Origin of the sequence: Microbacterium hydrocarbonoxydans (assembly GCF_000956475.1) — a bacterium.
GTDB classification, from domain to species: domain Bacteria; phylum Actinomycetota; class Actinomycetes; order Actinomycetales; family Microbacteriaceae; genus Microbacterium; species Microbacterium hydrocarbonoxydans_A.
Map to the genome: position 1 here is coordinate 1,224,870 of NZ_JYJB01000010.1, position 9,994 is coordinate 1,234,863.

Sequence of the window (9,994 nt, forward strand, 5' to 3'; positions counted from 1 at the left end):
GACGCCTCATGCTGCAAGGCGCCATAGCCGGACTCGCCGCCGGCGGACTCTACGCCGTCCTCGGCGTGTGCCTGACGCTGATGAGCCGCCTCGTTCGGGTCGTCAACTTCGCTCAGGCCGCGACCGGGATGTTCGGCGCGTTCACCGCCGTCTGGCTCGTGCAACAGCTCGGCCTGCCGATCTGGCTCGGATCGACCCTCGGCGTCGTCGTCGCCGGGCTCCTCGCCGCGGTGATCGGCTGGATCGCCGCCACCTGGCTGTCCGAAGCATCCACCACCACCCGCTCCGCGATGACCGTCGGCCCTCTGCTCCTGCTGATCTCGCTGTCGTTCATCCTCTTCGGAAACAAGCCGCAGCCGTTCACGCCGCTCATCGCGGGGCCCGCGTTCTCCCTCGGCGGTGTCGTGGTCAGCCAGGTCACGGTCGCCACGGTGCTCATGGCGATCGTCACGGCGGTCGCCGTGCGGATCGTGCTGCGCCGCACCCGGGTCGGAACCCAGTTGCGAGCGCTCTCCGAGCGGCCGACGACGGCAGAGCTCCTCGGCATCCGCTCCCGTCCGCTGTCTGTCGCCGTCTGGTTCGTCACCGGCATCATCAGCGCGATCGCGATCGTGATCGTCGCCCCGTCGCAGTCCAGCGACGCCACGGGGCTGTCGATGCTCATCGTGCCCGCGTCCGCCGCAGCGCTCCTCGGCGGCTTCCGCCGTCTCGATCTCGCCGTCCTCGGCGGGCTCGTGCTCGGCATCCTCGGCGGGCTGATGGCCCAGATCGACGAGGTCGCCCTGGTGCGCAACTTCCTGCCGTTCGTGTTCATCGTCGTCCTGCTGCTCTGGTCGCAGCGCAAGGAGGTGTGGGATGCCGCTCGCTGACCGCTTCTGGTTCAAGACCACCTGGCCGTTCGCTGTCGCCGTCGCCGGGATCGGCGTCGGCGCGATCCTCAGCGCCGCCCTTCCCGGGTACTTCGTCTTCCTGGCGATCAGTGCCGTCGTGGCAGCGATCGCCATCCTCGGCCTCGGGATAGTCACCGGCTCCGCCGGGATGATCGCGCTGTGCCAGCTCACCTTCGCAGCCGTCGGCGCGTGGGTCGTGTCGCTGCTGAACGTCATGCAGGCACCAGGCGGCTTCATCGTCTGGCTGATGCTCGGGGCAGTCGCCGCCGGGCTCGTGGGCATCATCGTGGGACTTCCCGCGCTGCGCCTGCGCGGCGTCAACCTCGCGGTCGTCACGCTGGGATTCGCGGCGGCCGCCGATGTCACCCTCGTGCAGATCCAGTTCCCGGGTTCCGTGGACGGCACCTCGATCGAGCGCCCTGCGCTGTTCTCGAACGACCGCCAGTTCTTCTTCCTCTCCATCGTCGTGCTCGCGGTGTGCGGACTCGCGGTGTTCTTCCTGCAGCGCGGACGCTGGGGTTCGTCGTGGAAGGCCGTCGCCTTCTCCGAGCGCGGCACTGCGGCCGCCGGTCAGAGCGTGCAGGTCGCGAAGCTCACCGCATTCGCGGTGTCGGCCGCGCTCGGCGGAATCGCCGGCGGACTCCTCGCCGGCCAGGTGCAGCTGCCCTTCGCCTCGAGCTTCACCCCGCTGCAGTCGCTGGCACTCTACGTCCTGGCGATCATGTCGGGTGCGCACCTCATCGACATGGCCATCCTCGGCGGCATCCTCTGGGTGCTCGTCCCCGAACTCCTCAAGCGGTGGGGCATCGACCAGAACTGGGGGTTCGTGGTCTTCGGCGTGCTCGGCGTGCAGGCGCTGACGGGCGGAACCAACCTCGGGCAGACGGTGCGCGACCTGTTCTGGCGCCGCGCCGACCGCAAGACGGCCAACGCCGCACTCACGGCGCTGCCACCGGATGCCGCCGACGACGCGACTGCCATCACGACGACCACCACCGCCACGGTCGACCATGCCGCGCTGAGCGGCGAACCGGTGCTGACCGTCGAAGGGCTGACCGTGCAGTTCGGCTCCCTCAAGGCGAACGATGACGTGTCGTTCCAGGTGCCGGCCGCGTCGATCATGGGGCTGATCGGCCCGAACGGCGCAGGCAAGTCGACGTTCGTCGACGCGATCAGCGGCTTTCTGCCCAAGCACGGCGGCCGCGTGCTGCTGGGCGGTCGCGATCTCGCAGGCCTCTCCCCCACGAGACGGGCACGCCTCGGTCTGCGGCGCACGTTCCAGCAGGACCGCGTGCCGCCCGCGCTCACGGTCGGGGCGTATGTGCGCTTCGTCGCACGTCGCCGGCTCGCGGCATCCGACATCGACGAGGTCCTGGAGTTCTTCGGCTGCCCTTCCGCCCGTGCGCGTCTGTCGAGCGTCGACGTCGGCACCCGGCGACTGGTCGAGGTCGCGGCGAACGTGATCGCGCGGCCCCGCCTGCTGATCCTCGACGAGCCGGCCGCCGGCCTCTCCCACGACGAGCACCTCGCGCTGGCCGCCCGGCTGCGCGAGCTGCCCGCGCGATACGGTGTCGCGCTGATCATCATCGAGCACGACCTCGACCTCGTGCGCTCCGTATGCCCCATGCTCACAGTGCTCGATTTCGGCAAGGTGCTGGCCAGCGGACCGCAGGCCGATGTCCTCGCGAACCCCGACGTCGTGAAGGCGTACATGGGAGAGACGGAGCTGCTGTCATGAGCGAACTCGTACTCGACGGCGTGACCGTCAGCCGCGGCACGGGCCCCGTGATCTCCGACGTGTCGCTCACCGTGCACGGCGGGGAGGTGCTGGCGCTCGTGGGGCCGAACGGCGCTGGCAAGACGAGCCTGATCGAATCGGTGTCGGGCGTCACTCCTCACTCCTCGGGATCGCTCGCCCTCGACGGCGAGCCGATCGACAAGCTGTCCCGGGTCGCCCGCGCACGTCGAGGCATCGTGCACATCGAACAGGGAAGGGCCGTGTTCCCCTCACTCACGGTGCGCGAGAACATCTCGCTCACCGCGCGGACGTCCGCCGAGCTGGATGCTGTGCTCGCGCAGTTCCCCGAGCTGGAGAAGCGCATCGACTCCCCGACCGCCCTGCTGTCGGGCGGCGAGCAGCAGATGGTCGTGCTCGCGCGGGCTTTCGCGGCGAAGCCGCGCGTCTTGCTCATCGACGAGATGTCGCTGGGACTGGCACCCGTCGTCTTCATGCGGCTCATGCCGATCGTGAAGTCGATCGCCGAGTCGGGTGTGGGCGTGCTGCTCGTCGAGCAATTCACCCAGCTCGCCCTGGGGCTCGCCCGCGAAGCCGTGGTCGTAGCGGGCGGACGTGTGTCGTTCCAGGGAACCTCGGAGCAGCTCAAAGCCGATCCGGAGCTCTTGCACCGTGCCTACCTCGGCGGCTGAGCGGATCATCCTGCGGGGGCGCCCGAAGAGCGCCCCCGCAGGTGCGTCTCCGGTCATGACGTGACATGCTCCCGCCCAGGAACGGCGGAGCCGACGACGCTAGCCTGGGAAGCATGACCCAGACCGTCCACGCCCGCGCCGTCCTCCTCGACATGGACGGGACCCTTGTCGACTCGACCGCTGCAGTGGAGCGGATCTGGCTCGCATGGGCCAAGCCGCACGGGCTCGACCCGGAGCATGTCCTCAGCGTGATCCACGGACGCCAGGGACACCAGAGCATGGCCGTCCTGCTCCCCGAGCGCGATCACGCGATCAACATCGCCGAGAACGCGTCGATGCTCGCGAACGAGGCGAAGGACGTTGACGGCGTCATCGCGATCGCCGGCGCAGACGTGCTGCTCGAGGCGCTCCTCCCGCACCCGCACGCGATCGTGACCTCCGCCGACGTCGCGCTCATGAACTCCCGCATGGGCGCAGCCGAGCTCATTGTGCCCGCGACCACGGTGACCGCCGAGAACGTGACGCGGTCAAAGCCCGACCCCGAGGGATTCCTGCTGGGTGCGAAGACGCTCGGCGTCGATCCCGCCGACTGCGTGGTCTTCGAGGACTCGGGCGCGGGCATCCAGGCCGCACACGCCGCTGGTATGCGGGTGATCGGCGTCGGCGCGCACGCCGTCGCGCACGACCCCGAGTATCACGTGACCGATCTCACCCAGGTCGCCGTTGTGGCGACCGACGGCGGGTTCGAGCTCGCGGTCGGCTGACGCGCTACATCCCGGCGTGGTCGAAGGCGATGGTGGGCACGTCCACCACGTGCGATCCGCCGTCTGCGACGATCACGGCGCCGGTGATGTACGACGACTCCCCCGAGCCGAGGAAGCGCACGACCGAGGCGATCTCGGCGGGGCGCGCTGGGCGGCGGAGCGGCACGTCGGCGGTGACCGCGGCGTACGCCTCCTCGCGTGAGCCGAGGCCCGCGTGCGTGGCGAACTCGTCCATCTCCTCGTCGGCCATCGGCGTCTGCACCCAGCCGGGGCAGATCGCGTTCACGCGCACACCGTGCCTGCCGTAGTCGCGGGCGAGAGTGCGGGTCAGGCCGATCAGCGCGTGCTTTCCGACCGTGTAGCCCGCCACGGACGGCCCGGCGAACAGGCCTGCGAGCGACGAGACGATCACGATCTGGCCCTTCGACTCGATGAGGGCGGGCAGCGACTCGCGCGCCATCGTGAAGGCCGTGGTGAGGTTCGCTCTGATCGACGCCTCCCATCCCGCGTCATCCGTCTCGCCAACGGGCGAGAAGCCGTGCCCGCCGGCGTTCGCGACGAGCACGTCGATGCGCCCGAACGCGGCCAGCACCTCGGCGACGGCGGCCTTCGCAGAAGCCGTGTCGGCGGCATCCGCAACGACGGCCCGCGCGCCGACCGCATTCGCGACCCGCTCCAACGGCTCCGGACGACGACCGACCACGACGACGTGCGCGCCCTCGGCCGCGTAGCGCTCGGCGATCGCGGCGCCGATGCCCGTCCCTCCACCCGTGATGACGACGACGCGTCCGGAGACCGTCGATCCGACTGCGAGTCCCATGTGCTGCTCCTGTTCTGTGTCGCGCCTGGGCGCTATGCGGGGAATCCCGACCGGGCGGTGTACCCGAAGTCGCTGAGAAGGGTGGTGCCGTTCACCGCGCGACTGCGCGGGGACACCAGGTAGGCCACGTGCGCCGCCACCTCGTCGGCGGTCTGCACGGGAAAGTCGGGGGCGTCGAGGGCGTGCTCTCCCAGATCGCCCCGGCTCATCGGAGTGTCGACGACCGAGGGCGCGACCGTGTTGACCCGGATGCCGGTGCCTGCGAGGTCTACCGAGAGCGCCCTGGCGAACTGCACGAGGGCGGCCTTGGAGGCGCAGTACGGCGTCATCCCGGGTGACGCCACGAAGGCGGAGTCGCTGGAGAGGAGGATCACGGATGCTTCGCCTGCGGCCCGCAGCGCCGGCAGCGCGTGCCGGAGAACCAGGAACGCACCTGTGACGTTGACGGCGAAGACCGCGTTCCACTCGGCGAGGGAGACGTCTTCTATCCCCGCCCCGACAGGGCCCGAGATCCCCGCACAGCAGACCACGGCGTCGAGGCCGCCCAGTTCTGACGCTCCGGCGCGCACCGCTGCTGCGACCTGCTCCTCATCGGTGACATCGGCGACGAGCAGGACGGCGTCGCGACATCCGGATGCCGCTTCGCGCAATACGCCGCCGTCGCGGTCGAGCAGGGCGACGCGCATGCCTTCGGCGGCGAGCGCTCGCGCCGTCGCACGGCCAATCCCGCTTGCCGCACCGGTGATGAGCGCAGTTCTCCCGGCCAGTTCCAGTTCCATACCGTCCTCGGACCACCGATGACGCGCCGAGTGGCGCGAGTGAGAACGGCGGTGTCTTCTCAGTCATCCTGCTCCCCGGCATCCGCCCGACCCTATCCCCGGCACCGGGCTGTGCGCCCTGGAACCACCGTCCTTCGCTCAGCGTCAAGCGCCGGCGTCCGCGCCGGAGCAGACTCGCATTGTCGGCGATTCCCCCTCATTGTCGATGCCGCGCGCACAGTCCTGCCGAGCGCCCGGCCGTCACCAAGCAAAGGAGCCGCCGTGGCTGATCCGATCGCACCGCCCACCGAGCACACAGCTCTCCGCCCCGGCGCGCTGGGCGTCGCCGGGATCGTCTTCCTGGTGCTCGCCGCCGTCGCACCGCTGACCGGCATCGTCGTCGTCGCGTCGCTGGCCGTCGCTCTGGGCAACGGCGGCGGGACCCCGATGTCATTCTTCATCGTCGCGGCGATCCTGCTGCTGTTCGCAGTCGGCTACGCGCAGATGTCGAAGCAGCTGGTCAACGCGGGCGGCTTCTACGCCTTCGTGGTCAAGGGGCTCGGACGCACCGGCGGGCTGATCGCAGGACTGATCGCGACGCTCGGCTACAACTTCTTCGTGGTCGGCACGATCGGCACGAGCGGCTTCTTCATGCAGGCGATCATCCGCGATCTCACGGGTCTCGACGTGCATTGGCTGGTCTGGGGTCTCGCATCGATCGTCGTCTGCTTCGTACTCGCTCGTGTCGGCGTCGACTTCAGCTCGAAGGTGCTGGGGGTGTGCCTCGTGCTCGAGACGCTCATGCTCGTGGTGTTCGACATCTCCGTGCTCGCGCAGACCGGTTACGACGTGGCCGCTTTCAGCCCGGAGTGGGTGTTCTCGGGTTCGCTTCCGATCGGGCTGCTGCTCGCGGCGACCGGGTTCCTCGGCTTCGAGGCCACGGCGCTGTTCAGCGAAGAGGCCAAGCAGCCGCTGCGCACGATCCCGCGGGCGACCTACACCGCGATCGTCGCGATCGGCATCATCCTCGGCGTCACGACGTGGGCCGTGGTGAGCGCGACCGGCGTCGCGCAGGCACAGGCGACCGCCGTGGAGCACCTCCCCACGGGAGACCTCATCTTCACGCTGGCGCAGCAGTACCTCGGCGGACCGCTCACCACGATCATGATGATCCTGCTGCTGGTGAGTCTCTTCGCCGCCATGCTGGCCTTCCACAACTCCGCGACCCGCTACCTGTACTCGCTCGGGCGCGCCCGCATCCTGCCTCAGGCCCTCGCCCGCACCCGCACGAACGGCGCCCCTCAGCTCGCCGGCATCGTGCAGGCGTCGTTCGCCGCGATCGTGGCGGTGATCTTCGCGGTCGCCGGAGCCGATCCGATCGTGACGCTCGTGCCGGCGATGCTGGGCTTCGGCACGCTCAGCGTGCTGATCCTGCAGGGCCTCGCCGCGATCTCGATCGTCGTCTACTTCCGCCGCAAGGGCGACCCGAGATGGTGGAGCACCTTCATCGCCCCGGGCATCGGCTTCCTCGGCATCGCGGCGATCTCGATCCTCGCGATCGTGAACTTCGACATCGTCGCCGGCTCGCAGGAGCTCGCGATCCGTCTGATGCCGCTGCTGCTGGTGCTCGCCGTGATCGGCGGCATCGGCTACGGCGTCTACCTGAAGAAATCCAAGCCCGCCGTGTACGACGGCCTCTCCACCGACCTCGAGCGCTTCAGCACGCGCTGAGCCTCCTGCGCCGACCGACGCCGCGCACCGGCATCCGCCCCTCACAAGAAGGAACCATCATGGCCGAAGAAGTCAACCTCTCCGACACCTCCACCTGGCTGCCGCTCGACGGCCTCGCACCCGGATTCGACGCCAGCAAGGCAGAGCTGAGCGACGCGCTCGACGGGCGAACGTTCACGGTGATCGACGAGCGCGGGACCCGGATCACCCACACCTTCGGCCCGGGAACCGTGAGCTGGAAGTACGACCCCGGCGCCGGCGACGACACCGCCGCCGCGGAGGACACCGATGACTGCGAGGTGATCGAGGTCGCGGAAGACCTGTTCTATGCGCAGTTCCACCACAGGTACCTGCCGAATGAGGCCGTCACGCTGATCCTCGACCTCGCCAGCGGTCACGCGCTCTCCGTCATCTCGATCCTCGGCCAGGCCTCCCCCGGCAAGACCGCGGTGCAGATGGTGTTCGCCCCCGGTCTCATCGAAGGCATCGAGACCCGCGGCGAGGCCCCCGCCCCGACCCAGGAGCTCATCGGCCGCCGCGTGCTGTGGGTGTACTCGAGCATCCACGCCTACGAGCACGTCTACCTGTCCCCGCACTGGTACACGTGGCAGTGTCTCGCCGGTCCCGAGCAGGGCCTGGCGGACACCGACGCGAACACCGTGTGGAAGGTCCGCCCGGGCATCTACGTCTTCACGTGGCGCGAGAAGGTCATCCCCTGCGGCTCCGTGACCATCGCCGACCACCGCGACCAGAAGGCCATCCGCTCGCACGGCGTGCTCTTCGGGTGGGACGAGTCGGGCTCCACGCCGACGCACTTCACCTTCGGCGCGCACGGCCGGCTACTGTCGAACACCGTCCACCCGGTCGAGTACGACCCGGCCCGCGCCCTGGAGCGCTGAGAATGACGACCATCGCCGACCTCATCCTCACCGGTGCGACGGTGCGCACCGTCGACAGGTCGCGTCCTGTTGCGACGGCGATCGCTGTCGCCGATGGTCGCATCATCGCGGTCGGCTCGGATGCTGACGTGGAGGCGTTCCGCGGCCGGCGGACCGAGGTGCGCGATCTCTCGGGGGCGGCCGTCTACCCGGGCTTCGTCGACGTGCACAACCACCACGAAGTCGCGGGCGTGACCGACCTGTTCGAGCTGTCTTTCGGAACCTCGCTCGACCTCGACGCGATCCTCTCGCTCGTCCGCGAGCGCGCGGCATCGCTGCCCGTCGGCGCCTGGATCACGGGCGGCTCGTGGGCGAGCACGCTGATGGACGAGCTGAACACCTCGTCAGCCCGGCGCCGTCTCGACGAGGCCGCCGACGGGCGTCCGGTCATGCTGTCCGACGACAGCCATCACAACCGCTGGGCCAACAGCGAGGCGCTGCGGCTGGCCGGAATCGCGAAGGACGCGATCCCCGCCGAGGGTGTGACGCTGCTCGACGCGACCGACGGCGAGCCGACCGGCGTGCTGCTCGAGGCTGCCGGGATCCTGGTCGCGCAGGCGCACGCCCGCGCCGGCGGGCTGTCTGCCGAGCAGCATCGCGCTGCGTCGCGACGAGGAGTCGAGATGCTCAACAGCTTCGGCGTCACCGCGTTCCAGGATGCGGCGGCATCCCTCGAGATCCTCAACGCCCTGAAATCGCTCGACGACGCCGGGGATCTCAACGCGTGGGTGGTCTCGAGCCTCACGATCAACGACGAGATCTTCGGCCACGAGCCCGTCGGCGACGACCTGATCGCGCGCGGCGAGGAGTTCCGCACCGCGCACCACCGCCCCGACTTCGCGAAGATCTTCCTCGACGGAGTGCCGCCGGCGCGCACCGCGCTGTTCATAGACCCCTATCTGCCGGACGATGCGCACGGAGCGCACTTCCACGGCACGACGACGATGTCGTTCGACGAACTATACGACTGGCTTCGTCGGGTCGCCGAGCGCGGCCTCGGCGCGAAGGTGCATGCCACCGGCGACGGCTCGGCGCGGCTTCTGCTCGACGTGGTCGAGCGTGTGCGGGCCGAGGGGTTCACCGACACGCCCTTCCAGATCGCGCACGGACAGTTCCTCGCGGATGACGACATCCGCCGTCTCGTGGACCTGCGGGTGAGCGCCGACATCTCGCCGTTCATCTGGTACCCCGGAGTGATCCCGGACGCGCTGGCCGCCGTCCTCGGCGACCGGGCGGAGCACTCCCAGCCGAACCGCTCGATCATCGACGCCGGCGGGCTCGTCGCCGGCGGTTCCGACTGGCCTGTGTCGGAATCGCCGAATCCGCTCGAGGGGATGCAGGGACTGGTGACCCGCGCTGATCCGCTCGGGCGCGCGCCGGGAACACTATGGCTGGAGCAGGCGATCACCGCCGAGGAAGCGCTCGAGGTGTTCACGATCAACGCTGCGCGCGCCATGGGCCTCGCTGACGAGACGGGCTCGATCGAGGTGGGAAAGTCAGCCGACTTCGTCGTGCTGGATCGGGATGCCGTCGCCGGTCCTGCCGACCGCATGATCCAGGCGCGCGTCCTCTCGACCTGGTTCGCCGGCCGCGAGGTCTTCACCGCCTGACCCCTCTCCCCTCTCCGCTCTCTCCCCCTTACCCTCACTCTCCCCTTCTCCCCCTT

At 69.5% G+C, this 9,994-nt stretch carries 9 protein-coding genes; 7 read left to right on the forward strand and 2 right to left on the reverse strand.

Annotated features, from left to right (window positions below):
• Nucleotides 1-8 precede the first annotated feature (8 nt).
• From RS84_RS18470 to RS84_RS18485, 4 genes are all read left to right on the forward strand, one after another.
• The gene (locus RS84_RS18470; RefSeq protein WP_045259154.1) at nt 9-869 is read left to right on the forward strand and encodes a branched-chain amino acid ABC transporter permease; all 861 of its coding nucleotides are present in this window, start codon (nt 9-11) and stop codon (nt 867-869) included.
• Nucleotides 856-2,628: an ABC transporter permease subunit gene (locus tag RS84_RS18475; protein WP_045259155.1), complete on the forward strand. Its 1,773-nt coding sequence runs from the start codon at nt 856-858 to the stop codon at nt 2,626-2,628. The genes RS84_RS18470 and RS84_RS18475 overlap by 14 nt, the downstream gene beginning before the upstream one ends.
• Nucleotides 2,625-3,317 carry an ABC transporter ATP-binding protein gene (locus tag RS84_RS18480; RefSeq protein WP_045259156.1) on the forward strand — a complete coding sequence of 231 codons (693 nt, stop codon included), beginning with the start codon at nt 2,625-2,627 and terminating at the stop codon, nt 3,315-3,317. The genes RS84_RS18475 and RS84_RS18480 overlap by 4 nt, the downstream gene beginning before the upstream one ends.
• A 113-nt stretch (nt 3,318-3,430) precedes the next feature.
• Complete coding sequence (locus RS84_RS18485) at nt 3,431-4,081, forward strand: HAD-IA family hydrolase (RefSeq protein ID WP_045259157.1); 651 nt, start codon at nt 3,431-3,433, stop codon at nt 4,079-4,081.
• 4 nt (nt 4,082-4,085) lie between these two features.
• On the opposite strand, the gene RS84_RS18490 is transcribed toward RS84_RS18485, so the two are convergent.
• Nucleotides 4,086-4,901, reverse strand: coding sequence for an SDR family NAD(P)-dependent oxidoreductase (locus RS84_RS18490; protein ID WP_045259158.1), 816 nt, complete (start codon nt 4,899-4,901; stop codon nt 4,086-4,088).
• A gap of 32 nt (nt 4,902-4,933) precedes the next feature.
• Nucleotides 4,934-5,680, reverse strand: a complete 747-nt coding sequence (locus RS84_RS18495) for an SDR family NAD(P)-dependent oxidoreductase (protein WP_045259159.1) — start codon at nt 5,678-5,680, stop codon at nt 4,934-4,936.
• A 261-nt stretch (nt 5,681-5,941) separates the two neighbouring features.
• Between RS84_RS18495 and RS84_RS18500 the strand changes: the two genes are divergently transcribed.
• From RS84_RS18500 to RS84_RS18510, 3 genes are read left to right on the forward strand one after another with little or no spacing between them, the layout of a single operon-like run.
• On the forward strand, nt 5,942-7,390 hold the full coding sequence (locus RS84_RS18500) for an APC family permease (RefSeq protein WP_045259160.1): 1,449 nt from the start codon (nt 5,942-5,944) through the stop codon (nt 7,388-7,390).
• A 59-nt stretch (nt 7,391-7,449) separates the two neighbouring features.
• Entirely contained in the window at nt 7,450-8,289 is an 840-nt protein-coding gene (locus RS84_RS18505; protein ID WP_045259161.1) for a molybdenum cofactor biosynthesis F family protein, read from the forward strand.
• 2 nt (nt 8,290-8,291) lie between these two features.
• Entirely contained in the window at nt 8,292-9,938 is a 1,647-nt protein-coding gene (locus RS84_RS18510; RefSeq protein WP_045259162.1) for an amidohydrolase, read from the forward strand.
• The last annotated feature ends 56 nt before the right edge of the window (nt 9,939-9,994 follow it).

What these genes read in the sequence shown, in the direction of transcription:
- RS84_RS18470 (WP_045259154.1), top strand. Translation starts at nt 9, where the DNA reads ATGCTGCAAGGCGCCATAGCCGGACTCGCCGCCGGCGGACTCTACGCC.
- RS84_RS18475 (WP_045259155.1), top strand. Translation starts at nt 856, where the DNA reads ATGCCGCTCGCTGACCGCTTCTGGTTCAAGACCACCTGGCCGTTCGCT.
- RS84_RS18480 (WP_045259156.1), top strand. Translation starts at nt 2,625, where the DNA reads ATGAGCGAACTCGTACTCGACGGCGTGACCGTCAGCCGCGGCACGGGC.
- RS84_RS18485 (WP_045259157.1), top strand. Translation starts at nt 3,431, where the DNA reads ATGACCCAGACCGTCCACGCCCGCGCCGTCCTCCTCGACATGGACGGG.
- RS84_RS18490 (WP_045259158.1), bottom strand. Translation starts at nt 4,901, where the DNA reads ATGGGACTCGCAGTCGGATCGACGGTCTCCGGACGCGTCGTCGTCATC.
- RS84_RS18495 (WP_045259159.1), bottom strand. Translation starts at nt 5,680, where the DNA reads ATGGAACTGGAACTGGCCGGGAGAACTGCGCTCATCACCGGTGCGGCA.
- RS84_RS18505 (WP_045259161.1), top strand. Translation starts at nt 7,450, where the DNA reads ATGGCCGAAGAAGTCAACCTCTCCGACACCTCCACCTGGCTGCCGCTC.
- RS84_RS18510 (WP_045259162.1), top strand. Translation starts at nt 8,292, where the DNA reads ATGACGACCATCGCCGACCTCATCCTCACCGGTGCGACGGTGCGCACC.